The organism is Bradyrhizobium sp. CCGB12 (assembly GCF_024199845.1).
In the GTDB taxonomy this organism is placed as follows: Bacteria; Pseudomonadota; Alphaproteobacteria; order Rhizobiales; family Xanthobacteraceae; genus Bradyrhizobium.
Genome location: NZ_JANADO010000001.1, coordinates 2,416,393 through 2,442,221, shown reverse-complemented (window position 1 = coordinate 2,442,221; position 25,829 = coordinate 2,416,393). Strand labels below are relative to the sequence as shown.

The window sequence follows — 25,829 nt, the reverse complement described above, 5'->3', positions numbered from 1 at the left end:
TTCGCACCCCGCCATAAGCTCTTCAGCAACTATTATAGGTAGTTTTTCTCGAATTTCGCACTCCATGGATGGCATACTAGGCGCAGGATGCTCCGAGGATTTCCTTCATGACGATCGCAGCTCGCTCCGCCTCCCTCCTCGTACTGGGGTTCGTCGTGATGGCATGTGGCTCCCCCGAACCTGCCCTCGCGGGGGAAGCCAAGGCGCCGGCCGAGCGCGCAGTCCTCGATAGCCCAGGCAGAGGTGGGCTGGCCGGTTTCGTGGCGACGCCCCAGACCGACGCTGGCGGCAATTCGACGTTTCTCCTTGCGCCCAACTCAGCTTGGTTCCTCGCAACCTCTCCCAACGCGGCCGCCATACGACTGATTGACGTCAATAACGGCATCACCCTGAGATATCTCAGCAAGCCCGGCCTGCGCGTCGCCGCGCTGTCCATTTCGCCTGACAGCAAGACGGTCTCCGCCCGAGACGTTGATGGCCAGATCGCCAGTTGGGACGCAGAAACAGGCCAGGCGGTCACACCCGCACCGCCCGCTGACTTCCACGAGATCGTGGGGCTTCGGCTTTCGCTTCAACCCGACCTTATCGCGCGCTATCATCTGCAATCGCATTTTGGGGACCTGAAACAGTATGTCGACATTGCGTTCAACCCGACGCAGGAATACGCGCTGATCGGATATATCGGTGACCCCCGTTGGAATGCCTTCCAGATTTGGAACCTGAAGAAAGAGCAAACCGAGCTCTTCTTTCGGCTGGACGAAGATATTTGCGGCTATCGGCCCTTCAGTTTTGACTACGACGGCAAGCATCTGATCTTCGGCAACACGCAAGGCGAGAGTTTTTCGAATCACCTCGATTTTGCTGCCTTCAGTATCGACGGCTCCGGTCCAACATTCGCGCCGGGATCGGCCTATGTCAGCCGGACGCTAGTGAAGAAATGCCGATTTCCCGCCAAGTTCGATTTTGGCTTTCAACAGCAATTCGACATATCGCCAGGCGCCCAACTGATCACAAGGGGTCAGGGAATGCCGGGTACCCCGGAATGGGCCGCATGGGATCTGCGCAATGGCAGAGCTATCGCCTCCATTCATCCCGACGGTGACGGTGTTGTTTCGTCCGACGGCAGCACAATCGTTGTATTGCACAATCCGAAAGGCTTTGACGCTCAATCAACTCGAATAACGGTGCAGCGCTACGAAAGGCGGAAGACTTTCAATATCCCACGAAGCCTTCAATCGGATGGGCTGCAGGTTGGCGTATCGCCAAACGGCCGTTGGATCGCATTGCATCTGGCAGAGACCATTGTCGTTTGGTCCGTAAAGGACGGCAAGGTTACTAAGAAATATCGAGTAAGCCACGACCATCCGGCCGTTGTGTTGCAGATCACGGACAAGGGTGACGTGTTACTGGTCGACGAAAGGGATGGTGACATTTTCGCGGACGGTAGATGGCGAGCCGTACGGACGGTGGAGCACAGCCTGATCGTGCCGCTCACGCCATATTTCCACGCGCAATGCGGGATCATCTTCTGCGATCGGGTGGTCGCCGATCTTGGAGTGGTCGAGCGCCGGCCTCGCGATGCCCGCGCTCGCGACGTAGCGCGAGCCGACGTGTCGCCAGACGGACGCTACATGATCGTTCACACACGGGATAAAGGGGACAATCTCACACACGACGTCATCGACATCGCGGACGGTCATATCGTCCTGCCCGGAAAGACCGGAAACTTTGTCTCGAACGGTAGATCTCTTATCGTCAGGGAAGACGACTTAGATCGCGTCAGCTTCGTCAAGTATGACCTGCCGACGGGCAAGCCAGTATGGACGGCAACTCCGAACCGAGCGGAAGACGGCTTCTACATGCTCTTCCCTGACGGTCGTGTCCGCTTCAGCCCAGGCGCACATTACAGCGATCTGGTCCTCGTACGCGGATTTGAAGTCAGGCACTTCGGCGTCGAGGAGACCAAGCAATTCGTTGCCTCACCCGATGCGGTCCGGGACTGACGATGCGCGAGGCGGAACAGGAAAGAGCGGCGAACGTCTGACTAATTCAAGCTTTCGCCACTGGCTGTTCCTGCTATACACCACCGCCTCCAATGCATAGGCCCTGCCACGAATGACCGATCCCATCATCACCCGCTTTGCCCCCTCGCCGACCGGCTTCCTCCATATCGGGGGCGCCCGCACGGCGCTTTTCAACTGGCTCTATGCGAAGAAGCACGGCGGCAAGATGCTGCTGCGGATCGAGGACACCGACCGGGAGCGCTCCACGGAGGCCGCGATCGGCGCCATCCTCGATGGATTGAAGTGGCTGGAGCTCGGCTGGGACGGCGAGGTCATCTACCAGTTCGCCCGCGCCGCCCGCCACCGCGAGGTCGCCGAGCAGTTGCTCGCCGACGGCAAGGCCTATCGCTGCTATGCCACCGCCGATGAGCTCGCCGCGATGCGCGAGAAGGCGCGCGCCGAGGGCCGCACCCGCCTTTATGACGGCATGTGGCGCGACCGCGATCCCGCAACGGCGCCAAGCGACGTCAAGCCGACGATCCGGCTCCGTGCGCCGCAGACCGGCGAGACCGTGATCGAGGACCAGGTCCAGGGCCGCGTGGTCTGGCAGAACGAGAACCTCGACGACCTCGTGCTGTTGCGCGGCGATGGCAACCCGACCTACATGCTCGCGGTGGTAGTCGACGACCACGACATGGGCGTCACCCACGTCATTCGCGGCGACGACCATCTGATCAACGCCGCCCGCCAGAAGCAGATCTACGATGCGATGGGCTGGGCGCTGCCGAGCATGTCCCACATCCCTCTCATCCACGGTCCGGATGGCTCGAAGCTGTCGAAGCGCCACGGCGCGCTCGGCGTCGATGCCTATCGCGCCATGGGTTACCTCCCGGCGGCGCTGCGCAACTATCTCGTCCGGCTCGGCTGGAGCCATGGCGACCAGGAGATCTTCTCGACCGAGGAGATGATCGCTGCGTTCGACCTTGCCAGCGTCGGCCGGGCCGCAGCGCGGTTCGATTTCGCCAAGCTGGAAAACCTCAACGGCCACTACATCCGTCACGCCGACGATCAATCACTCGTGAAGATGTTTGAGGATGTGCTCGACCACGTCGTTCCCAGCCGCGACGAGATTAAGGCCAAGTTAAACGACACCACGCGGGCGCAACTCCTGAAGGCCATGCCGGCCCTGAAGGAGCGCGCCAAGACGCTGATCGAGCTGATCGACGGCGCCTATTTCATCTTCGCCGACCGGCCTCTGCAGCTCGATGCCAAGGCGCAGGCGCTGCTGACACCCGAGAACCGCAAGCTGATCGGCCAGCTTCATTCCGCGCTGGAGAAAGTCGAGACGTGGAGCGGCGCCAGCACGGAAGCCGCGCTGCGCACCTTCGCCGAGGAAAATAGTCTCAAGCTCGGCGCGGTCGCCCAGCCTTTGCGGGCCGCGCTGACCGGACGGACGACGTCGCCTGGCATATTTGAGGTTTTGGACGTCCTGGGACGCCAGGAAGCCTTGGGCCGGCTCAAGGATCAATCTACGACGTAAGTAGGCCATGGCTGCCATGATCTTGCAGCGCACACAGCAATAATATACCCATCACCCCCGTACATTCTGGAACATCCGGCCTGCCCCCAATGATCTCCCTAGGGGCCTCCGGCTCCGGCCCGTTTCACCACACATCGGGGACCTACGATGGACGCAAAACCAACCAACAAGACCGCCACGCTGACGGTCGGAAACAAGAACTACGATCTTCCGATCCTCAGCGGCAGCGTCGGGCCTGATGTCATCGATATCGGCAAGCTCTACGGCCAGTCCGGCCTGTTCACCTACGATCCGGGCTTCACCTCGACGGCGAGCTGCCAGTCCAAGATCACCTATATCGACGGTGATGCTGGCGTGCTGGAATATCGCGGCTACCCGATCGAGCAGCTCGCCGAGCACGGCGACTTCCTGGAGACCTGTTATCTCCTGCTCTACGGGAATCTGCCGACCGCCGCGCAGAAGAAGGATTTCGACCACCGCGTGACCCATCACACGATGGTGCACGAGCAGATGGCCCGCTTCTTCCAGGGCTTCCGCCGCGACGCCCATCCGATGGCGATCATGGTTGCGGCCGTCGGCGCGCTCGCCGCGTTCTATCACGACAGCACCGACATCAACGATCCGAAGCAGCGCATGATCGCTTCCATGCGCATGATCGCGAAGATCCCGACGCTGGCGGCGATGGCCTACAAGTACACCGTTGGCCAGCCCTTCATCTATCCGAAGAACTCGCTGGGCTTTGCCGAGAACTTCCTGAACATGTGCTTCGCGGTGCCCTGCGAGGACTACAAGGTGAGCCCGGTGCTCGCCGACGCGCTGGAGAAGATCTTCATCCTGCACGCCGACCACGAGCAGAACGCCTCGACCTCGACGGTGCGCATCGCCGGCTCCTCCGGCGCCAACCCGTTCGCCTGCATCGCGGCGGGCATCGCCTGCCTCTGGGGCCCGGCGCATGGCGGCGCCAACGAAGCCGCACTCAACATGCTCTACGGCATTGGCACGGTCGACAAGATCCCCGAATTCATCGCCAAGGTGAAGGACAAGAACTCTGAGGTCCGCCTGATGGGCTTCGGTCACCGCGTCTACAAGAACTACGATCCGCGCGCCAAGATCATGCAGAAGATGTGTCACGCCGTGCTCAAGGAGACCGGCCATGGCAACGATCCGATGCTGAATGTGGCGATGGAGCTCGAGAAGATCGCGCTCAGCGACCAATACTTCATCGAGCGCAAGCTCTACCCGAACGTCGACTTCTATTCGGGCATCACGCTGAAGGCGATGGGCTTCCCGGTCTCGATGTTCACCGTGCTGTTCGCGGTCGCCCGCACCGTCGGCTGGATCAGCCAGTGGAGCGAGATGATCGAGGATCCCCATCAGAAGATCGGCCGTCCGCGCCAGCTCTACACCGGCGTCGACAAGCGCGATTACGTGCCGATCAACGATCGCAAGTAGGTCTCTAGCCAAAACGGCTCTCGAAACGGCGCCATCTCATGATGGCGCCGTTTTTGTTTGGCACGCAGGAATGAGGAAAGCGCAGAGCGAGCAGATGCGCGAAAGCAGCATCACCGCCGGGGGTCGTGTCCTGGTCGACCCGGACAACCACAAGCGGATCATCGTCGACGTCGCGCTTCTGTCTTGAGCGTTCCGCTCTCCCGCGCCGTCGACGATAAGCGGCGCCTTGTGCATGCCAATCTTGTTGCCGCGCACAACAACAAGTCGGCACATCTGCCCCGTAAACGCTTGACAGCCGAAACGCTCCGCGCGCAAATTCTTACACTAAGTAAGAATGACAATAGGGATGGAAATGCCGGAGCAGCCGAGAAGTCGGCGGCAGACGCGCGCTGCCATTTTGACTCAATTGCTCCAGTCGGGCGGCTCGTTTCGGCCGCCTCTGGCGAAGGCGGTGCGCCTGTCCGAGGCGAGCCTGTCGCGCATCCTGTTCGACCTGAAGGCGGAAGGCCTGATCGAGGAGGTGCGGCGCCCTGCCCCCTACGTCGGTGGCCCGACGGGGCTCGTGTCGCTCGATCGCACGGTGGCGCTTGCTGCCCTGGAGCTGACCGGCCAGTGGCTCGGCATCGGCGTCGGCGGCCTGTCGGGCGAGTTGCACTACGCCGAGCGTGTGCCACTGCCGAACAAGCCGACCGTTGAAACCGTCGGCCGGGTGTTCCACGAAGCCATAACCTTGCTGCGCGACTGGGCGCGTCGTCGCCGTATCACGCTTGCGCAGATTGGCATCACCATTCCCGGCCTCGGCCGCTTGAGCGAATTCGGCAACCCGATCATTCCCTGCGATGTCGAACGTATCGGCGACATGTTCGGCGAGTTGTTTGCGGAAGTACCGGTCGCCTTCACCAATTCGGTGGTGGCGCATGCCACCTTCCATCGTTGCCGCACGGAAAACTATCCGTTCACCGATGCGCATCTTTTCGTGTTTGTCGGCCAAGGCGTCGCGGGGACGTGGATGGACGATCAGATCGAGGAGGATGCGCTCCAGCCGGTCGAGCTCGGCCACATGGTGTTTGGCGCCGACGGACCGCGTTGCCGCTGCGGCCATCATGGCTGCGTCGAAGCCTATACGTCACTGCCGGCGCTGGCCGAGTTGCTGCGCACCACCGAAGCGGAACTGCTCCGGCTCGGCAATGAATGGGTGACCACGATCTCCCTCACCACGCGGGTGCGCCAGGAATTGCGGCAACGGCTCTTCAGGCTCGGTCTCGCTATCGGCAACACGTTGAACGTCAAGCCATGCCGCGGTGTTGTTATCAGCGGATGGCCATCGGCTCTCACTGAAGACGATCGAAAGGCCGTCATCGACGGGATCGATGCATGCCTCCTGGGCGGGCGGAAACTGGCGCAGGTGTCGCTGGCCTTCGTGCCACCCTCGAACGGCAACGATCCGCAAGCTGCGCTTGCCTTTGCCGCCTTCTGCCTGGCCAGCCGCGGCGGCATGCCCGCGACATCGACGGAGGCCGCCTGACATGCCCTGAGCCGTACGGCCTCAGCACGCCAAGAACCGCGTCGAGTAACGCGTCAAGAACGCGCAAAGAACTTCACACCGGGAGGAACTGCCATGCCGATCACAACAACAAGGCGCCGTCTACTCGCTGGATCTGCTGCCGCACTCGCGCTGCCGGCCTTCGCCCGCGCGCAAGGCGCGGTCAAGCCGCGCCTCACCGCGATCTCGCAATGGTCCGCAGGCAGCGATGGGGCGGCGATCACCGCGCTCGGTAAGAAATTCGAGGAGAAAGGCGGGGTTTGGCAGCACTCGCCCGTCCCAGGATTCACCACCGAGATGATGAACAAGCTGCGTGCGCAGATCATCGCCGGCGATCCGCCGGCCTGTTCTCAGCTCAAGGGCCCGGAGATTGCGGCCTGGTCGAAGATTGCTCCGACCGTCGATCTCGACGCCATCGTCGCGGCCGCTGGTTACGAAAAGGTCGTCGCCCCAGATCTTGCCAAATTGCACAAGCCGGGAGGCAAATGGATTGCGCTGCCTTTGCAGATCTACAGCACCAACATGCTGTTCATCTCGAAACGCGCGATGGACAAGGCCAAGGCCGACAAAACCCCCGTCACCTGGGCTGACTTCAACGATCTTGCCGAGAAGATGAAATCGGGCGGAGTCACCTATCCCATCGCCAACGGCGGTACCCGTCCCGACGACGGACAGAAATTCGAGGCCTCGCTCGCCGGCATCAGTCCCACCGTATATCGCGCAGCCATCATGAACCTCGACAAGAAGGCCCTGGAAGGTCCCGAGATCAAGGCCGCCTTCACGCAGGTGCGCAAGATCTCCGACTGGATGGATCCGAACGTCGGTGCCCAGCCCTATGCCACCAATTTGAAGCGCTTCATCGACGGCGAGATGGGCATGATGATCCAGGGCGGCTGGGCGCAAGGCGTGCTGCGCAACGCCGGCTTCAAGTTCGACGACTTCATCATCGTGCCGGGCCCCAGCGACAACAGCAAACCGGTGTTCCTGCTGAATGCCGATGCCTTCATTTTCTGGCAGCGCAAGGAGCCTGATCTGCAGGCCGGTCAGACGCTGATGGCGCAGCTCGTCATGGATCCGGCGATCCAGACGATGTATTCGCAGATCACGGGATCGATCCCCGTACGCACCGACGTCGACCTCTCGGGTGAGGGCTGGTCGGACGGTCAAAGGCGGACTGCAGCCGCGCTCAAGGATGCTGTCGCCAACAATCAGGCCGTCCTCAGCCTCGCGCACAACATGGCACAGGAAAACGGCCTGACCGCCGCGATGATCGACGTGCTCACCGAGTACGTGAAGAACAAGACCATCAAGCCGGAGCAAGCGGTGACCCGCCTCGCCGAGGCCGTCGAGGGCGCGCGTTGACCGACGCCGTCTCCACAGCAACGCGGCCCGGCCGACCGGCAATTTCCGGCGTGGTCGGCCGGCTGCCCGAATATCTGATGATCTGGGTACCGCTGCTGCTGTCGGCCGCGCATCTCATTTCGTTTTCGCTGTGGACGATCTGGATTTCGTTCACGCCATCCACCCTCGTCCCGGTCTCAGGCTGGGTGGGGATGCGCAACTACACATCGGTCCTGGCGTCGCGGAACTGGCAGATTGCCTTCGACAATCTACTGCTGTTTGGCAGCGCTTTCGTGCTGCTGAGTCTGGTGACCGGCTTGATGCTCGCGATCCTGCTCGACCAGCGCATTCGCGGCGAGAATTTGCTGCGATCGATCTTCCTGTATCCGCTCGCAGTGTCGTTCGTCGTCACCGGCACGGTCTGGAGCTGGCTGCTCAATCCCGGCATCGGGATCCAGAAGCTGGTCCATGATCTCGGCTGGACCTCCTTCAAGTTCGACTGGCTGGTCGACCGCGACATGGCAATCTGGACCATCGTCATCGCGGCGATCTGGCAATCCTCCGGCTTTGCCATGGCGCTGTTCCTTGCCGGCCTTCGCTCCGTCGACGGCGACATTATCAAGGCTGCGCAGATCGACGGCGCCGGACCGATCCGAACCTATTGGCGCGTCATTTTGCCGACGCTCTGGCCGATCACCATCACCGTCGTCGTGGTCCAGCTGCAGTTCGCGATTTCGGCCTTCGACCTCGTCCGCGCCCTCACCAATGGCGGGCCCGGTATCGCGACCCAGCTGCCGGCCCTGGTCGTCTACGATCTCATGTTCCAGCGCAGCCAGCTCGGCCGGGGTGCGGCGGCGGCAGTGCTCATGCTGCTTATTCTTCTTGCGGTGCTGCTGCCCTATGCGGCGTGGCGTTATGTCCAGCAACGGCGGGCAACCCATGCGTGAACAAGCCTTCGCGCCAAGCCGAGTTCTGATCTATCTCGTCGTTTCATTGTTCGCGGCCGCCTATCTCGCGCCACTTCTTGTTGTCGTGCTGAACTCGCTCCGCACCAACGAGGAGATTGCGCAGGGCTCGATGATCGGCTGGCCGCAACATTTGGCCTGGAGCAACTACGCCAAGGCCTGGAGCGGCTTCTGCGTGGCCGAGACCTGCGCCGGCATCCGGCCGTATATGCTGAACTCCGCGCTCGTCACGATTCCTGCAACGATCTTCTCGACCATACTCGGTGCGATTGCCGGCTACGCCGTATCGCTCTGGCGCTTTCGGGGCGATAACTGGATCTACGGCATCGTGACACTCGGCCTCTTCCTGCCCCAGCAGATGCGCCTTCTTCCCTGGACCATCGTGCTGCGAGACACCGGTCTCATCAACACGCTGACCGGCCTCGTGCTGATTCACACGATCCAGGGCCTCTCCTTCACCACATTGTTCTGCCGGAACTACTATGTCGCCATTCCGCAAGAACTGATCAGGGCCGCTCGCATCGATGGCGCCGGGTTCTTTCGCATCTTCTGGCGCATCATTCTGCCTCTCTCGGCTCCCATCCTGATCGTCACGGTGATCTGGCAGTTCACGCATATCTGGAACGAGTTCCTCTATGGCGTGACGTTCACGACCGGCCAGCAGCAGCCCGTCACGGCCGCTCTGATCGCGCTGTCTGCCGCAATCGCGGATATTCCACAGCATGGCGTGCAGAGCGCAGCCGTGATCATCGCAGCCCTGCCCACTTTGCTGATTTATCTGCTCGGCGGCAGGTACTTCGTGCGCGGCCTCACCGCCGGCGCAGTGAAATGATGGATTTGTCATGGCAGCACTGAGCATTCGCGCCCTCTCCAAGCGCTACGCCAATCTGGAGGTGCTGAAGGGCATCGATCTCGACATCGAGAGCGGCGAGTTCACCGTGCTGGTCGGACCGTCCGGCTGTGGCAAGTCCACGCTGCTCAACATCGTCGCCGGGCTCGATCGCGCGAGCGCGGGGACGATCGAGATCGGCGGCCGCGTCGTCAACGACATCCCGCCCAAGGACCGCGACATCGCCATGGTGTTCCAGTCCTACGCGCTCTATCCGTCGATGACGGTGCGCCAGAACATCACCTTCGGCATGGAATGCCGTCATGTATCGAAGACCGAGCAGGACAAGGCGGTCGCGAACGTGGCCAAGCTGCTCCAGATCGAGCCGCTGCTCGGCCGCAAGCCGTCGCAATTGTCGGGCGGTCAGCGCCAGCGCGTGGCGATGGGCCGTGCGCTTGTGCGAAATCCCCTGCTCTTCCTGTTCGACGAGCCCCTGTCCAATCTCGACGCCAAGCTGCGCGTCGAGATGCGGATGGAGATCAAGCGGCTGCACCAGCGCATCGGCGCCACCATCGTCTATGTCACCCATGACCAGATCGAGGCGATGACGATGGCGACGCGGATCGCCGTGATGCATCAAGGCAGCGTGCAGCAATTCGCCGACCCCGACACCGTGTACCGCTACCCGGCCAATCTGTTCGTGGCGCGCTTCATGGGCTCGCCGCCGATGAACACCATGCCGGCGCGGCTCGTGGCCGAGAACGACGGACCGGTGGTCGTGATCGGCGCCGGGCGGCCGGACGAGGTTCGTCTGCGCTTGAGGGGATATGACGCCGCGGCGCCCTTTGTCGGCCGCGAGGTGGTGTTCGGCATCAGGCCGGAATGCATCACCGAGGGTAGTCGCGTCTTTTCCGGCGATGCGCCTGTCCTCGTCAACGCGCCGGTAGAGATGGTCGAACCGACCGGTGCCGAAACGATGGTGTTGCTGCGGCTCGGGGGTGAGCCCGCGATGGCGCGCGTCTCGCCCGATATCCGTCCCGCGCCCGGCGCGTCGGCCTCCTTCGCGCTCGACACCCGCCGCATCTGCCTGTTCGACCCCGAGACGGAGCGACTGATCGCATGACAAAGACAAGCTATGCCGGCCTCGCGGACCGCGTGGTGTTGATCACCGGTGGCGCCAGCGGCATCGGTGCCGCCTTCGTACGGGCCTTTGCCGCCCAGGGGGCGCGCGTCGCCTTCCTCGATGTCGACACGAACGCCGGCGAAACGCTGGCGAAAGAGGTGGCAGCCGCGGGCGGGACCGCGCCGCTGTTCGTGCCCTGCGATCTCCTCGACATCGACGCCCTGCGCGCCGCGATGGCGGAGGCCCACCGAAAGCTCGGTGACGCCGCGGTGCTCGTCAACAACGCTGCCAACGACCGGCGCCAGGTGCTCGCAGAGGTGACGCCCGCCGAGTTCGATTGGATGGTCGGCGTCAACCTCAAGCACGTCTTCTTTGCCGCTCAGGCCGTGCTGCCGCAGATGCAGGCGCGCGGCGGCGGCTCGATCATCAACATGTCTTCCATCGCTTGGATGCGCGGCGCACCGGCACTGCCGGTCTATGCCGCGGCAAAGGCGGCCATCGTCGGCTTCACCAACTCGCTGGCACGGTCGGTCGGCTCCGACCGCATCCGCGTCAACGCGATCGCGCCGGGGATGGTCATCACCGAGCGCCAGCGCCGGCTGTGGTATCCCGACGAGCGGGTGATCGCCGAGTTTCGTACCCGCCAGGCCGTTCCCGATGCGGTAACGCCCGAGGACATTGCAAGAATGGCACTGTTCCTGGCATCCGACGAGAGCCAGCGCATCACCAGTCAATGTTTCCGGGTCGACGGCGGCTTGGCCTAGTACGGTAGTGCTGTAGGGTGGGCAAAGGCGCAAAGCGCCGTGCCCACCATCTCTCGGCAACCGAGCAAGGAATGGTGGGCCCGCTTCGCTTTGCCCATCCTACAAGACCGCCGCTTACCGCCGAGCCTTGCGCATCGTTGCCAGCACGATGTCGGCCGCGAGCACGCTCGGCGATTTGTTGCCGGTCGACATGATCTGATCGAGCCGGGCGAAGGCTTCGACCTGCTGCTTGCGCAGCGGCGTGTCGGTCAGCACCTGCGACAGTGCCGTCGCGAGCGTCTCCGGCGTGCAGTCCTCCTGCAAATACTCCGGAATGACATCCTCGCCGATCACGAGATTCGCGAGGATCACCGAGGAGACACGGATCGCGCGGCGCAGGATGAATGCCTCGACCGCGCCGACGCGGTAAGCCGTCACCATCGGAATGCCCGACAGCGCGAGCTCGAGCGTCACCGTGCCGGATTTTGCCAGCGCCGCGTGGGCAATGCGGAAGGCAGCGCGTTTCTCGCTCTCACCGATCACGATGCGAGGCTTGATCGGCCAATGCGCGATACCCTCGCGGATGGTGGCTTCGAGGTGCGGCATGGTCGGTAGCATCAGTTCGAACGCGCGCCCCTCCGCCTGCAACCGCCCGAGTGCCGCACCGAACACGTCGAGGTGATGCCGGATCTCACTGCGGCGGCTGCCGGGCAGCACCAGGAGCACCGCCGGCTCACCGTCGCGGCGCTTCTGCTCCTCCGCGCTCGGCCGCAACGACGGCAATTGCTCGATCAAGGGATGGCCGACATAGCTGCATGGCGGCCCGCCGAGCTTGCGGTATTCCTCCGGCTCGAACGGCAGCAGGCCCAGCACGTGGTCGACATAGCCGAGCATGGTCCGCGCCCGTCCCGGCCGCCACGCCCAGAGCTGCGGCGACACGTAATCGACGATCGGAATCCCGGGACTGCGCGAACGCACGCGGCGGGCGACGCGATGGGTGAAATCCGGGCTGTCGATGATGACGAGCGCGTCGGGCGCGGCCGCAGTCACGGCGTCGGCCGTCTCGCGGATCAGACGGAGGATCTTTGGCAGCTGCTGTACCACCGCGGCGAAGCCGACGATCGAGAGCTCCTCGATCGGAAACAGCGTCTCGAGCCCCTCGCGCGCCATGGTGCGGCCGCCGACGCCGACGAACTGCACACCGTCGCCGAGGCGCTGGCGCAGCACCTTCATTAAGGCGCTGCCGAGCCGGTCGCCGGATTCCTCCGTGGCGATCAGGAAGATCTTGCGCTTGGGATCGCGACCCTGCATCACGCCGGCAGGCCGATCACGAAGAGATATTTTGCGTCGGCGAGCGCGATCATCGCCTGCGGCTCGGCGGCGATGGTGTTGCCGGCGATGACGGCGATGCCGGCAAGGCCGGCGGCCGCGACGCCCTCGAGGGTGCGCGGGCCGATCGTGGGCAGGTCGAAGCGCAAATCCTGGCCGCTCTTCGGCGCCTTCACCAGCACGCCGCGGCCCATGGCCGCGCGAATGCGACCCTCCTCGCGCAGCCGCGCGACACGTGCGAGCAGTGCGTCGGTGCCCTCGATATCCTCGACCGCCACCACGTGACCGTCGATCACGACCGCAGCCTGGCCGATGTCGAACGGACCGAGCGCGGTCAGCACCGCGCGGCCGCGCTCGATGTCGGTCTTGCCGGTGTCGCTCGGCCAGGCGCGGCTGATGCAGCCTTCAGGCATCAGCAGATCGGGCGCGACGTCCTTGATGCCGACCATGCGAAAGCCGTCCTGCTCGAGGATGCGGCCGACACCTGACAGCAGATGATCGTCGCCGCCGCGGAAGGCGCGGATGACGTTGCCGATCAGGCGCAGCGTCTTGACGTCGAAACGGATCTCGGACAGCGAAGGCCGGACCAATGTGCCGATGAAGATCAAGTCGCGGCAGCCTTCTTCGCGGAACAGCCGCATCGCGCGGCCAAGCTGGCCGACCGAGATCCAGCGGTGGCGGAATTTCTCAACCCGCGCCGGATCGCAGGCCCCGCGCAGCGGAAACAGCACCGGCGTGATGCCGCGCGCGGAGAGCGAGTCAGCGACCGCGAACGGCATGGCGCCGCCGCCGGCGACGATGCCGACCGGTGACGAAACCTCCGAAGCCGCCGATGTCATGCCCGCGGCCATCCCGGACTCACTTCTCGATGGCGGGAAGACAGAGCGGGCGTTTGCCCTTGCCGATGAAGTCGAGGATTTCGGCGATCGCAGGGTCTTCGCCCGCGAGCGGCCGCGCCACCTCCAGCCGCTCAGCGAAGGTGCCGGGGCCGTGGAAGAGCTTCTGGTAGAATCCTCGCACGGTCGCAAGCCGCTGCTTGGTGAACTTGCGGCGCTTCATGCCGATCAGGTTGAGGCTCTCCAGCACCGCATATTGGCCGTTGACCAGCCCGTACGGAATGACGTCGTCGCGCACGCCGCACACGCCTCCGACCATGACATAGGGGCCGACGCGCGTGAACTGGTGCACCGCTGACAGCCCCCCGATGTAGACGGCGTCGCCGATCTCGCAATGACCGCCGAGTGTCGCTGACGTCGCGAAGATCACGTTGTCGCCGACCATGCAGTCATGGCCGACATGGCTGTTGTTCATGAAGTAGCCGCCGTTGCCGACACGGGTCAGCCCTCCACCCTTGATCGTGCCGACATTCATGGTCGCACCTTCCCGGATGGTGCAGCTCGAGCCGATCTCGAGCCGAGTCGGCTCACCTTTGTAGCTGAGATCCTGCGGGGCGCCGCCCAGCACCACGAACGGCGAGATCACGCAGCTATCGCCGAGCGAGGTATGGCCGATGACAGTGACATGTCCGATCAGCTTGCAGTTCGCGCCGATCACGACGTTCGGGCCGATGATGCAATAGGGTCCGACCTCGGTACCCTCGCCGATCACGGCGCCGTCCGCGACCCGTGCGGTGGGATCAATCTTGCTCATCAAGCCTATCTTACTCGTCAAGAAGGTCTGGTTATGTATTGAAGTCGCTTGGTTTTCGGGTGGTTAGCGCGACTATGCCCGATCTGTCCAGTGACGTATCATCTCGGCGTGTTTCAAGTAACGGATGAGGTGGCCTTGCCGGCTCATCAACAAGTTCATGCGGAGCTTCAGCTATCGTGGTCAGGGCCCTGGTCCTTCTGCTCGCACAGCTGGCGGGTACGCCGATCGTGTCCGAGACGGTCGAGACCGGCGAACACCGCCTCGTCGATCTCGGGACATTTGAATGCCGGGACATCACCCGCAGCACGGTGCTTCAGCGGGTCTGTTACGATCGCACGCAGCAGGACCTGATTGTCGCGAGCAACGGCACCTATGACCGCTATTGCGGCGTGACGGCCGAGACGGTCGAGCGTCTCCTCGGCGCGCCCTCCGTGGGACGATTCTTCAACCAGACCATCAAGCGCGAGACGATCATGGGGCGCTACGCGTGCGACGCGTGAGCCGGTCGAGAGAGGTTGATTCCGCTCAGTCCGTCAGCATGGCACCGACGTCGGCCTCGGCGACGACCTGCCCGTTGACCTTGGCATCGCCGTGAAACCACCACATCGCCTTGCGGCGGCCGACCGAGCGCATGTGATACTCGATGGTATCGCCGGGCAGCACGGGCTTGCGGAACTTGCACTTGTCGATGGTGAGGAAATAGACCGCGCGCGGCTTCTCGGTGCCCTCGACCGACTTGATGCCGATCACGCCCGCGGTCTGCGCCATCGCCTCGATCATCATGACGCCGGGATAGACCGGGCGCTCGGGGAAATGCCCCTGGAAAGCCGGCTCGTTGAAGGTGACGTTCTTGATGCCGATGCCGCTGTAATCGGCGCGGATGTTGATCACGCGGTCGATCAGGAGCATCGGAAAGCGGTGCGGCAGCGTCTGGAGGATCGCATTGATATCCACCAGTTCGAACTTAACAGGCGATTCCTCGGTCATTCCCGTCCCTCGTCCTTCGGATCGGCCTTGCTGTCGCGCACCAGACGCTCCACCGCGATGATCTCCTTGAACCATTGTTTGGTCGGCTTGGCGAAATGCCCGCCCCAGCGTCCGCCCGGCGGGATGTCGTCCTTGACGGCGCTCATGGCGGTCACCTGAGCTCCGTCGCCGATCTTGAGGTGGTTGTTGATGCCAACCTTCGCTCCCAGCGCCACGTTGTCGCCGATGCTCAGGCTCCCGGCGAGGCCGATCTGGGCCGCCAGCAGACAATGCCGCCCAATCGTCACATTGTGGCCGATCTGGACCTGATTGTCGATTTTGGTCCCCTCGCCGATCACGGTGTCGCGCAAGGACCCGCGGTCGATCGTGGTGTTGGCGCCGACCTCGACGTCGTTCTGGATCAGCACCCGCCCGGTCTGTGGCACCTTCAGATGGCCCTCGGGGCCGAAGAAGATGAAGCCGTAGCCGTCCTGGCCGATCGAGCAGCCCGGATGGATCAGCACGTTGTTGCCGATCAGGGCGCACTGGATCGCCGTGCCGGCACCGACATTGCAGTCCCGGCCGATCTTGACGCCGGGCCCGATCACAGCCCCGACGCCGATCACGGTGCCGCTGCCGATCTCCACATCCGGGCCGATCACCGCCAGGGGATCGACGATCACGCCGTCTTCGAGCCGGGCCGAGGGATCGATGATCGCCGATGGGGCGATGCCGTCATTGCCGATCCAGGATTGCGGCCTGAGCGCGTCGCCGTGCCATTCCCGCGCGATCCTGACGAAGGCGCGGAATGGCTGCGCCACCCGCAGCACGGCCACATGCGCGGGCACCTGGGCCTCGAAGCGCGGGCTGACGAAGCAAGCGCCGGCCTTGGTCGCCTTGAGCTGATCGGCATATTTCAGGTTATCGAAGAACGTCAGATGCATCGGGCCGGCTTCGTCGAGCGAAGCAAGGCCCGTGATCCTGTGGCCGCCCCTCGCGGGGTCGACCAGCTGCGCCTTGGTCAGCGCGGCAATGTCGACCAGCGCTGAGGCGGGCGGTTGTGTGAAGAAGGTCGGCTGCGCCATTCCACCCCGTCGCGGTCCGGCTTCGGCATGAAGCGGCCAGGCCGCATCATGCCTCATCTCCAGGAGAGGCACGATCCCTTTCGGAAACCGGTTCCAGTGAACCGGATCGTGCCGTGCTGATCGAATTAGAACGTCGTACCGCCGCCGAACCGGAACTCCTGCGTGCGGTCGTACCGGCCCTTGCTGAGGGGCACCGCGTAGTCGAAACGCAGCGGACCGAACGGCGACTGCCAGATCAAGCCGACACCGACCGACGAGCGGATCACCTTACTGTCGTCGTAGACGAGGCCAGTACAGGTTCCGGCGCTCGGCGGATTGACCGTCGACGGGATACAGCCCGGCACGTTGACCTCGTTGGTCGCCGTCCAGCTCGTCGGTCCCTTGTAGTCATACAGGCCGCCGGCATCGGCATAGACCGCGCCCTTCAGACCCACTTCCTTCGGCAGGAACCAGAACGGCATCTGCAATTCGAACGAAGCGCCCCAGTACTTGGTGCCGCCGAGCGCGTCCTGCGTACCGAAAGGATTCAGATCGCGCGGGCCGATGCCGTTCGGAGCGAAGCCGCGGACGAGGTTCGGGCCCATCTGGAACTGGTCCAGCATTCGCAGATCTTTGCTGATCTTGGTCAGGACGCCGCCCTGGAGATGGACGAGACCGACGATATCAGACACCAGCGGGGCGTAGTACTTTCCGTCCGCCGCGGTCTTCAGATAGCTGACGTCGCCGCCGACGCCCGCGAAATCCTGCCGGAAGTCGATGAGCAGGCCGTCGGTGGGGTTCTTGTTGTTGTCCAGCGTGTTGTAGGTCAGCGTGTAGCCGAGCGCCGAGGTCAGGGTCTTGCCGCCGGCAAGCTCCTTGCGCACCGGCAACGAGGCTTCGCCGTCGAAATAGCAGCCGAGGCCGTTGGTCGAGGTGAGATCCGGAACGCCGCCATTGGCATTGACGAAGGCCGGGCTCGGGTTGAATGCCGAAGAACCCAGAACGTTGTTACAGTTCGCCAGTGTGGATGGCAGCGTGATTTCCTGCTGATAGATCGAATAGCGCAGCTGGAGCGCCAGATCTTCACGCAAGGAGAAGCCGAGGCGCGGCGAGAAGCCGAGCGTCTTGGTGCCGTAGGAGATGTAGCTGTTGGACAGCTGCTGGCGCTGATAGAGGTCGAGGCCGAGGGCGACGCGGTAGTCGAGCAGATACGGCTCGACGAACGACAGCGAATAGCCGCGTGCGTACTGGCCATAGGTCACCGACGCCTTGGCGAACAGGCCGCGGCCGAGCAAATTGCGCTCGGAGATCGAGACTTCGGCCAGCGCGCCGTCGGTCGTGGAGTAGCCGCCCGAGACCGAGAAATCGCCGGTCGACTTCTCTTCCATGTCAACGATCAGGATCACGCGGTCGCTCGACGAGCCGGGTTCCGTCGTGATCTTCACGCTCTTGAAGTAATCGAGGTTCTTCAGGCGACGCTCGGCACGGTCGACCAGCGCGCGATTGTAGGCATCGCCCTCGGAGATGTCGAACTCGCGGCGGATCACGTAGTCGCGCGTGCGGGTGTTGCCGCGCAGGTTGATGCGCTCGACATAGGTGCGCGGGCCCTCGTCGATGTTGAACACCACGGAGACGGTGTGGGCCTCGAAGTTGCGGTCGCCGCCGGGACGGACCACGGCGAAGGCATAACCACGGCGCGAGGCCTCGATCTGCATCTCTTCGACCGATTTCTCGACCGCTTCGACGTTGTAGAGCGAGCCGACATTGACGCGCGAATAGGCGCGCATCGTGGTGGGATCGAAGTTCGGGATGCTGGAGCGGAAATCGACCGCACCGACGCGGTACTGAACACCTTCCTCGATCTTGAAGGTGACGTTGAAGCCCTTCTTCTCGGGATCGTACTCAGTGAGCGCGGCCACGACCTGGACGTCGGCAAAGCCGTGCTTGAGGTAGAAGCGGCGAATCAGGTCGCGATCGGCCTCGACGCGGTCAGGATCATAGACGTCGCCGCTGCCGAGGAAGCTCAGCAGGTTTGTCTCGCGCGTCTTGATGACGTCCCTGAGGCGATAGGATGAGTATGCGTTGTTGCCGACGAACTCGATCGACTTGACACCGGTCTTGGCGCCCTCCTCGACCGTGAAGATCAGGTCGACGCGGTTGTTCGGCTGCTCGATGATCTCAGGCGTGACGTGCACGTCGTAGCGGCCGGACCGGCGATAGATTTCAGCGATTCGCAGGGTGTCCGACTGCACCATGGCGCGGGAGAAGGTGCCGCGCGCCTTGGACTGGACCTCGGCGGTGAGCTGCTCGTCCTTGATCTTCTTGTTGCCCTCGAAGGCGATGCGGCCGATCACCGGGTTTTCCACCACGGAGACGATGATGCCGCCGCCAGGACCGCGGTTGATCCTGACGTCCTGGAACAGGCCCGTCTCGATCAATGCCTTGAGGCCGTCGTCGATGGCGCCTTGATCGAGGCGACCACCCGGACCCGGCTTGAAATAGGAGCGGATCGTCTCCACCTCGACACGGCGATTTCCTTGGACGGAAATCGACTGAACGGTCTGAGCGAGCGCAGACGAAGACACAAAAACAGCCCCAACCGGGGCAATCACCGGCGCGCCGAACATGATCAGGGTTGCGAGCAAGCCCCCCCGGAGTCGCAGTCCAAACTTCATCGCGCAACGCGCCCTTATCATTTCCGTACCAGACCCAACCCCAACGCCGATCTGGAAAGATTCCCCAAGTTCAAGCCGCTTGTAGCCAATTTCCCCGACGCCGCAAACGGCCGAGCGCGCCGCAATTTCAATTTCATTCCAAGACGTTGCTCAACAGCAACGCCACAAAAAAGCCCCTATCACGAAGCTGCCATCCGCAAGATGTCGTTGTAGGTCGCAAACACCATCAACATCAGCACTAAACCGAGCCCGATTCGGAACCCCATCTCCTGAGTCCGTTCGGACAGAGGCCGGCCACGCACCACTTCCGCCGCATAGAACATAAGGTGACCGCCATCGAGCAGCGGGATTGGGAACAGATTCAGCAGGCCGATCGACACCGACAGCACCGCACACAGATTGATCACGAATTGGAACCCGGCGCTGGCCGCCTGCCCCGACATCTTCGCGATTCCCAAGACGCCGCTGACCTCGTTGGGATTGCCGTTTCCGACGAACAACGAGCCCAGGAACTTGAATGTGCTGGTGATGATGAACCAGACCTGCTCGACGCCGATCTTGAGCGCCTCGCCGACACCCACCGGGGTGGTCGAGGCCTCACCGGCCTGCGACTTGTGCTCGACGCCGAGCACGCCGACGCGGTGGCGGTTGCCGAACGGATCCTTGCGCTCGAGCAATGCGGGGGTCGCAGTCAGTGACACGACGGCGCCGTCGCGCTTGACCTGGAACGCAAGCGTTGAACCCGCGCTCATCGCGACGATCCGCTGCATATCGGCAAAGCTCTCAATCGGCTTGCCGTCGATCTGGACGACGACGTCCCCGACCTTGAAACCAGCCGCCGCCGCAGCACCGTCGGCAACGACGCCGTCGACGCGCGCGATCGTGCTCGGCTTGCCGTAGTACAGCGCCATGGCGGCGAAGATCAGCGCACCCAGGATGAAATTGGCGATCGGGCCGGCCGCAACGATGGCAGCGCGCGGGCCGACCTTCTTGTGATGGAAGCTGCCGGCGCGCTCCTCGGCGGTCATCGCGGCAAGCGTGTCGGCCGAGGGGGTCGAAGCCTCGCTCTCGTCGCCGAAGAACTTGACGTAGCCTCCAAGCGGAATCGCGGAAATCTTCCAGCGGGTTCCGTGGCGGTCGTTGAAGCCGAGCAGCTCAGGTCCGAAACCAAGTGAAAAGGTCAGCACCCGAACGCCCGCCCACCGCGCGACCAGGAAATGGCCGAGCTCGTGGAAGAACACAACGATGGTCAGGACGAACAGGAAGGGAACCGCATAACCGAGGAGCCCATGGCTCAACGCATTGAAACTATGGACAAAAAAGTCGATCATCGAATTCCCTCATCCAGCGCCGCAAGGCCCTGGCCCCAAACCATCTAGGATGCCTTTAAGGCAATTTGAGGCAATAGGGCGGCAGCTCTATTTCGAGCAACATGGTCAACGGAGATTGCATCGTCGGCGGACATCAACGGCGCCTGATTCCCGCCGCGGACCCAGTCGTCCAGCGTCGCCTCCACCAGCCGGGCAATGGCGCCGAACCGGATCTTGCCGGCGATGAAAGCGGCGACCGCGACCTCGTTGGCGGCATTGTAGACGGTGGTCGCCCCCTTCCCGGTCCGGAGCGAATCGAAAGCCAGACGCAGGCCGGGGAAACGTTCGAAATCCGGCGCCTCGAAGGTCAGCTGGCCGATCTTGGCGAGGTCGAGCTTGGCTGCCGGTCCCTTGATGCGGTCGGGCCAGCCGAGGCAGTGCGCGATCGGCGTGCGCATGTCGGGTGAGCCGAGCTGCGCCATCACCGAGCGGTCGGAGAACTCGACCATGCCGTGGATGATCGACTGTGGATGCACCAGCACGTCGATCTCGTCAGGCGCGAGCGCGAACAGATAGGACGCCTCGATCACCTCGAGGCCCTTGTTCATCATCGAGGCGGAATCGATCGTGATCTTCTGGCCCATGCTCCAGTTCGGATGCTTCAGGGCCTGCTCAAGCGTGGCTTGCTCGATGTCGGCCGGCTTCCAGGTGCGGAACGGGCCGCCGGAGGCGGTGATGATGACGCGGACGAGCTCGTCGCGATTGCCCGAGGCCAGCGCCTGGAACAGCGCATTGTGCTCGGAATCGGCCGGCAGGATGCAGGCGCCCGCTTTCGCCGCGCGCTGCATGAAGAAATCACCGGCGCAGACCAGACATTCCTTGTTGGCGAGCGCGACATGCGCGCCGCGATCGACAGCTGCCAGGGCCGGCTTCAGTCCGGCGGCACCGCTCACGGCTGCCATCACCCAATCGGCCGGACGCGCACCGGCCTCGATCACCGCGCTTTCGCCGGCGCCGCATTCGGTACTGGTGCCCGCCAGCGCAGCCTTGAGTTCGGCGAGCTTGGAGGTATCGGCGATCGCGACGTAGCGCGCGGAGAATTCCTTCGCGAGCTTGGCGAGCGCTGCGACATTGCCGTTCGCCGTCAGCGCCTCGACACGGTAGCGCTCGGGCGACGCGCGCAGCAGGTCCATCGTGCTGTCGCCGATCGAGCCGGTGGCGCCGAGTACCGTGACGCTGCGGACGCTAGCCGCCGCAGCCTTGTTGTTACGCAATGGGACCGCGCTCATATCCTCACCAAACCATAAGACCGCTTCCGGCGCTATGCACACCATGGCGGAGAAAGCCGATAATCCATGCCACCAGGATGGCGGCGACAAAACCGTCCAGGCGGTCCATAAGCCCGCCATGGCCGGGAATTAAGTGACTGGAATCCTTGACACCGAACCGCCGCTTCACGGCGGATTCGAACAGATCGCCCAATGCCGACACCACCGACAGGATGGCGCTGACGAGCAGCAATGGTGCCATCTTTCCGAACCCGCAAGCCGTAAAGCCCGCCGCAACCAGAAGGCTTGCGACAAAGCCGCCGACCGCGCCCGCCCAGGTCTTCTTCGGGCTCACGCGCGGCCATAGCTTCGGTCCACCAATGCTGCGGCCGGCGAAATAGCCGCCGATATCGGTCGCCCACACCACGAGCAGCACGAACATCAGGGCGGCGAAACCGTTGACGAGATCCTGACGCACCAGGATCGAGGCCAGCAGCGCCGCCGACGCATAGGCGAAGCCGGCAGCCGCCCAGACGAACTTGCCCCGTGCGATCAGCGTCACGATCGCACCGCCGATGCAGCCGGCAATGACGGCTGTCTTGAGCGCGCCGAAGGCAACGCAAAATCCCATGATGGCGATGACGATCGTCCCCGCCCCCGTCAGCGCGACCGAGCCCGCGCCCACCACCATCAGCCATTCCGCGAACAACCCGATCGATACCAGGGTGACAAGGAGTGCCCACAGCCAGCCGCCGGCGTAAGCGAGTGCAATGGCGAGCGGCGCCAGCACCAGCGCCGCGGCGACCCGCAGCACGAGATTGCTCGGGGCGGGCGCGGAGCCCGCCGGTGCGGCGTCGGGTTCGCTCACGAGGCGGTTTTCGCGACCAGGCCGCCGAAACGGCGCTCGCGCCTGGCAAATTCGGCGACCGCGCTTTCCAGCGCCGCCTTGTCGAAATCGGGCCAGTGGATCGGCACGAAGACGAGCTCGCTATAGGCGGCCTGCCACATCAGGAAGTTGGACAGGCGCTGCTCGCCGCTGGTGCGGATGATGAGATCGGGATCGGGAATGTCGGGCGCATCGAGATGCGCGCCAAGCGTCTCGGCATCGATCGTGGCGGGATCCCGCCTGCCCTCCGCGACCTCGCGCGCGAGCTTCTGCGCCGCTTTCGCGATCTCCTGCCGCGAGCCGTAGTTGAAGGCGACGACGAGCGTGAGGCGCGTGTTGTCGCGCGTCAGCTCCTCCGCCTCGTTGAGGAGCGCACAAATGTCGCTCTCAAGTCCCTCGCGCTCGCCGATGATACGGACCTTGACGCCGTCGCGATGCAGGCTCGCCAGATCGTTGCGGATGAAGCGCCGGAGCAGGCCGAACAGGTCGCCGATCTCGCTCGCCGGGCGCGACCAGTTCTCCGAAGAGAACGAGAAGATGGTGAGATAGCGAATGCCGAGCTCGTGCGAGGCGCGCACCACGCGGCGCAGCGCGTCGACGCCGCGGCGATGCCCTTCAGCGCGCGGCAAGCCGCGCGCCGCCGCCCAACGCCCGTTGCCATCCATGATGATGGCGACATGCGCAGGCGCCTCGGACCGATCGGGTCCTTCCGTTGCGGGCGCGGCGGCGTTGGACATGAAGGCAATGCCTTAAACGGTGAGGATTTCTTTTTCCTTGGCGGCCAGCAACTGGTCAATCTCGGCGATCGTGCCGTCGGTTGCCTTCTGCACCTCGTCGGCGTGACGCTTCTGGTCGTCCTCGGACATCTCGTGGTTCTTTTCGAGCTTCTTGAGCACGTCTAGACCGTCGCGACGGACATGGCGCGCGGCGACCTTGGCGGCTTCTGCGTATTTGTGCGCGACCTTCACCAGCTCCTTGCGCCGCTCCTCGTTGAGCTCGGGGATACGCAACCGCAGCACCTGCCCCTCGGTCGCGGGCGACAGGCCGAGATTCGAATCGACGATCGCCTTCTCCACGGCCTTGACCATCGACTTGTCCCAGACCTGCACGGAGATCAGGCGCGGCTCCGGCACGCTGACGGTGGCGAGTTGGTTCAGCGGCATGTGGCTGCCGTAGGCGTCGACCTGCACCGGATCGAGCATCGAGGCCGAGGCGCGGCCGGTGCGCAGGCCGCCAAGCTCGTGCTTGAGGGACTGGACGGCGCCCTGCATGCGGCGCTTCACTTCGTTGAGGTCGAAACTACCCGTGGCCATCACGTTTCTCCTTCAAAATCCCGGCGACCTCTCCGCGCCCTTTCTCTTGAGGGCGCGACGACGAGCCGTCAGCCGGCGACTATGGTTCCGTGGCCGGCGCCACGTAGAATCGCACCGATCGAACCCGGCTGCGCGATCGAGAATATGATGATAGGCAGCGACGTCTCGCGGGCAAGCGCGAAGGCGGTCGCATCCATCACCTTGTAGCCGCCCTCGATCGCCTGCGAATGCGTCAGACGGTCGAACCGCGTGGCGGTCGGATCCTTCTTCGGATCGGCCGAGTAGACGCCGTCGACATTGGTCGCCTTCAGGACCGCCTGGGCGCCGATCTCGGCGGCACGGAGCACTGCGGTCGTGTCGGTGGTGAAGAACGGATTGCCGGTTCCGCCGCCGAGCAGCACGATTCGGCCCTCGGCGAGGTATTTGTGCGCCGCAGTGCGGGTGAACAGCTCGGAAATCTCCGGCATGACGAAGGCCGACAGCGTCCGCGCCGGCGTGCCCTTGCGTTCGATCGCGGCTTCCAGCGCGAGGCAGTTCATCATGGTGGCAAGCATGCCCATGGTGTCGCCGGTCGGCCGCGACACGCCGCGGGCGGAGACCTCGACACCGCGCACGATGTTGCCGCCGCCGATTACGACCGCAACCTCGGTGCCGAGCTTGCGGGCGGCGATCAGGTCGTCCGCAACCCGGTCGACGGTCGGCTGATCGATACCAAAACCCTGCTGTCCCGCGAGATATTCGCCCGACAGCTTGATCACGACGCGACGATAGACCGGATCAGTCATGAGCTACTTTCCTTGTCCGGGCGCCGCTTCCGGCGGCACGCCGGAAGGAACGTTCCGGCGCTTACTTCTTGCCGCTGGCCGCCGCGACCTCCGCTGCGAAGTCGCTTTCCTGCTTCTCGATTCCCTCACCGAGAGCATAGCGCACAAAGCCCGCGATCTTCAGGGGACCGCCGACCTTGCCCTCGGCCTCCTTCACTGCCTGCGCCACCGACTTGCCGGTGTCGTGGATGAAGGCCTGCTCGAGCAGGCAGACTTCCTTGTAGTAGGTCTTGAGGCCGGACTCGACGATCTTCTCGATCACGTTCTCAGGCTTGCCCTGCTGGCGATATTTGTCGGCGAGCACGTCCTTCTCGCGCTTGACGACCGCCGGATCGAGGCCGGACGGATCGAGCGCCAGCGGGTTGGCGGCAGCGACATGCATCGCGATCTGGCGGCCGAGCGCGGCGAGCTCGTCGGCCTTGCCCGGCGATTCCAGCGCCACGAGCACGCCCATCTTGCCGGCGCCGTCGACGACGGCCCCGTGGACATAGTGCGACACCACGCCCTGGCTCACCTCGAGCTGGGCAGCCCGGCGCAGCGTCATGTTCTCGCCGATGGTGGCGATCGCGTCATTGATCGCGGTCTCGATCGTGACGTCGCCGACCTTGGCGGCCTTGATCTTCTCGACATCGGCGCCGGCGTCGAACGCGACCTGGGCGATCATCTTGACCAGACCCTGGAACTGGCCGTTGCGCGCGACGAAGTCGGTCTCGGAGTTGACCTCGACCACGACGCCCTTGCTGCCCTTGGTGAGCGCGCCGATCAGGCCCTCGGCCGCGACGCGGCCCGACTTCTTGGCGGCCTTCGACAGGCCCTTCTTGCGCAGCCAGTCCTGCGCCGCTTCCATATTGCCGTCGTTTTCGGTCAGCGCGGCCTTGCAGTCCATCATGCCCGCGCCGGTCGACTCGCGCAGGTCCTTGACCATCGCAGCTGTGATCGTTGCCATCGTTGAAAATCCTTCTTGCCTGCCGGTTCGCCGCGGCGCGGCATCCCATTGCCCCGCCG

The 25,829-nt window shown here is 63.8% G+C and carries 23 protein-coding genes; 10 read left to right on the top strand and 13 right to left on the bottom strand.

Translation table 11 applies throughout. The annotated features are described in order from the left end of the window. The first annotated feature begins 107 nt into the window (after positions 1–107). The 9 genes from NLM27_RS11730 to NLM27_RS11690 all read left to right on the top strand — a co-directional run bounded on the left by NLM27_RS11730 (position 108) and on the right by NLM27_RS11690 (position 11,560). Entirely contained in the window at positions 108–2,003 is a 1,896-nt protein-coding gene (locus tag NLM27_RS11730) for a WD40 repeat domain-containing protein (RefSeq protein ID WP_254143442.1), read from the top strand. Positions 2,004–2,115: 112 nt separating this feature from the next. Beyond that, positions 2,116–3,543 carry a glutamate--tRNA ligase gene (gltX, locus tag NLM27_RS11725; protein ID WP_254143441.1) on the top strand — a complete coding sequence of 476 codons (1,428 nt, stop codon included), beginning with the start codon at positions 2,116–2,118 and terminating at the stop codon, positions 3,541–3,543. Positions 3,544–3,690: 147 nt separating this feature from the next. Next, positions 3,691–4,995, top strand: a complete 1,305-nt coding sequence (gene gltA, locus NLM27_RS11720) for a citrate synthase (protein ID WP_254143440.1) — start codon at positions 3,691–3,693, stop codon at positions 4,993–4,995. Positions 4,996–5,341: 346 nt separating this feature from the next. Beyond that, entirely contained in the window at positions 5,342–6,520 is a 1,179-nt protein-coding gene (locus NLM27_RS11715; protein ID WP_254143439.1) for an ROK family transcriptional regulator, read from the top strand. A gap of 93 nt (positions 6,521–6,613) precedes the next feature. After that, the gene (locus NLM27_RS11710) at positions 6,614–7,900 is read left to right on the top strand and encodes an ABC transporter substrate-binding protein (RefSeq protein ID WP_254143438.1); all 1,287 of its coding nucleotides are present in this window, start codon (positions 6,614–6,616) and stop codon (positions 7,898–7,900) included. Further along, positions 7,897–8,826 carry a carbohydrate ABC transporter permease gene (locus NLM27_RS11705; protein ID WP_254143437.1) on the top strand — a complete coding sequence of 310 codons (930 nt, stop codon included), beginning with the start codon at positions 7,897–7,899 and terminating at the stop codon, positions 8,824–8,826. Before NLM27_RS11710 ends, NLM27_RS11705 begins: the two co-directional genes overlap by 4 nt. Next, positions 8,819–9,676 carry a carbohydrate ABC transporter permease gene (locus NLM27_RS11700; RefSeq protein WP_254143436.1) on the top strand — a complete coding sequence of 286 codons (858 nt, stop codon included), beginning with the start codon at positions 8,819–8,821 and terminating at the stop codon, positions 9,674–9,676. The genes NLM27_RS11705 and NLM27_RS11700 overlap by 8 nt, the downstream gene beginning before the upstream one ends. Before the next feature lie 10 nt (positions 9,677–9,686). Further along, a complete protein-coding gene (locus NLM27_RS11695) occupies positions 9,687–10,796 on the top strand; it encodes an ABC transporter ATP-binding protein (RefSeq protein WP_254143435.1) in 1,110 nt (369 codons plus the stop codon). Next, complete coding sequence (locus NLM27_RS11690; protein WP_254143434.1) at positions 10,793–11,560, top strand: SDR family NAD(P)-dependent oxidoreductase; 768 nt, start codon at positions 10,793–10,795, stop codon at positions 11,558–11,560. Before NLM27_RS11695 ends, NLM27_RS11690 begins: the two co-directional genes overlap by 4 nt. A 114-nt stretch (positions 11,561–11,674) precedes the next feature. On the opposite strand, the gene lpxB is transcribed toward NLM27_RS11690, so the two are convergent. Genes lpxB through lpxA form a run of 3 tightly spaced genes read right to left on the bottom strand, consistent with a single transcriptional unit; the run spans position 11,675 to position 14,518 of the window. Beyond that, positions 11,675–12,853, bottom strand: a complete 1,179-nt coding sequence (gene lpxB, locus NLM27_RS11685; protein WP_254143433.1) for a lipid-A-disaccharide synthase — start codon at positions 12,851–12,853, stop codon at positions 11,675–11,677. Next, positions 12,850–13,707, bottom strand: coding sequence for an LpxI family protein (locus tag NLM27_RS11680; protein ID WP_254143432.1), 858 nt, complete (start codon positions 13,705–13,707; stop codon positions 12,850–12,852). The genes lpxB and NLM27_RS11680 overlap by 4 nt, the downstream gene beginning before the upstream one ends. Positions 13,708–13,726: 19 nt before the next feature. Beyond that, complete coding sequence (gene lpxA / locus NLM27_RS11675; RefSeq protein WP_254143431.1) at positions 13,727–14,518, bottom strand: acyl-ACP--UDP-N-acetylglucosamine O-acyltransferase; 792 nt, start codon at positions 14,516–14,518, stop codon at positions 13,727–13,729. A gap of 176 nt (positions 14,519–14,694) precedes the next feature. On the opposite strand from lpxA, the gene NLM27_RS11670 reads away from it, so the two are divergent. Further along, positions 14,695–15,018, top strand: coding sequence for a KTSC domain-containing protein (locus NLM27_RS11670; protein ID WP_254143430.1), 324 nt, complete (start codon positions 14,695–14,697; stop codon positions 15,016–15,018). A 25-nt stretch (positions 15,019–15,043) separates the two neighbouring features. Here the strand turns inward: NLM27_RS11670 and fabZ are convergent, their stop codons facing one another. From fabZ to tsf, 10 genes are all read right to left on the bottom strand, one after another. After that, on the bottom strand, positions 15,044–15,505 hold the full coding sequence (gene fabZ, locus NLM27_RS11665) for a 3-hydroxyacyl-ACP dehydratase FabZ (RefSeq protein ID WP_091965774.1): 462 nt from the start codon (positions 15,503–15,505) through the stop codon (positions 15,044–15,046). Beyond that, the gene (lpxD, locus tag NLM27_RS11660; protein WP_254143429.1) at positions 15,502–16,569 is read right to left on the bottom strand and encodes a UDP-3-O-(3-hydroxymyristoyl)glucosamine N-acyltransferase; all 1,068 of its coding nucleotides are present in this window, start codon (positions 16,567–16,569) and stop codon (positions 15,502–15,504) included. The genes fabZ and lpxD overlap by 4 nt, the downstream gene beginning before the upstream one ends. A gap of 125 nt (positions 16,570–16,694) precedes the next feature. After that, entirely contained in the window at positions 16,695–19,223 is a 2,529-nt protein-coding gene (gene bamA, locus NLM27_RS11655; RefSeq protein ID WP_254143428.1) for an outer membrane protein assembly factor BamA, read from the bottom strand. A gap of 179 nt (positions 19,224–19,402) precedes the next feature. After that, the gene (gene rseP / locus NLM27_RS11650) at positions 19,403–20,554 is read right to left on the bottom strand and encodes an RIP metalloprotease RseP (protein WP_254143427.1); all 1,152 of its coding nucleotides are present in this window, start codon (positions 20,552–20,554) and stop codon (positions 19,403–19,405) included. Positions 20,555–20,598: 44 nt separating this feature from the next. Then, on the bottom strand, positions 20,599–21,822 hold the full coding sequence (gene dxr, locus NLM27_RS11645) for a 1-deoxy-D-xylulose-5-phosphate reductoisomerase (RefSeq protein WP_254143426.1): 1,224 nt from the start codon (positions 21,820–21,822) through the stop codon (positions 20,599–20,601). Between the two features lie 4 nt (positions 21,823–21,826). After that, positions 21,827–22,669: a phosphatidate cytidylyltransferase gene (locus NLM27_RS11640; protein ID WP_254143425.1), complete on the bottom strand. Its 843-nt coding sequence runs from the start codon at positions 22,667–22,669 to the stop codon at positions 21,827–21,829. Beyond that, the gene (locus NLM27_RS11635; protein WP_036038912.1) at positions 22,666–23,424 is read right to left on the bottom strand and encodes an isoprenyl transferase; all 759 of its coding nucleotides are present in this window, start codon (positions 23,422–23,424) and stop codon (positions 22,666–22,668) included. Before NLM27_RS11635 ends, NLM27_RS11640 begins: the two co-directional genes overlap by 4 nt. Before the next feature lie 12 nt (positions 23,425–23,436). Further along, positions 23,437–24,000 carry a ribosome recycling factor gene (gene frr / locus NLM27_RS11630; protein WP_008547512.1) on the bottom strand — a complete coding sequence of 188 codons (564 nt, stop codon included), beginning with the start codon at positions 23,998–24,000 and terminating at the stop codon, positions 23,437–23,439. Between the two features lie 68 nt (positions 24,001–24,068). Then, positions 24,069–24,785: a UMP kinase gene (pyrH, locus tag NLM27_RS11625; RefSeq protein WP_254143424.1), complete on the bottom strand. Its 717-nt coding sequence runs from the start codon at positions 24,783–24,785 to the stop codon at positions 24,069–24,071. A 61-nt stretch (positions 24,786–24,846) separates the two neighbouring features. Next, positions 24,847–25,770 carry a translation elongation factor Ts gene (gene tsf / locus NLM27_RS11620; protein WP_254143423.1) on the bottom strand — a complete coding sequence of 308 codons (924 nt, stop codon included), beginning with the start codon at positions 25,768–25,770 and terminating at the stop codon, positions 24,847–24,849. Positions 25,771–25,829: the final 59 nt, after the last annotated feature.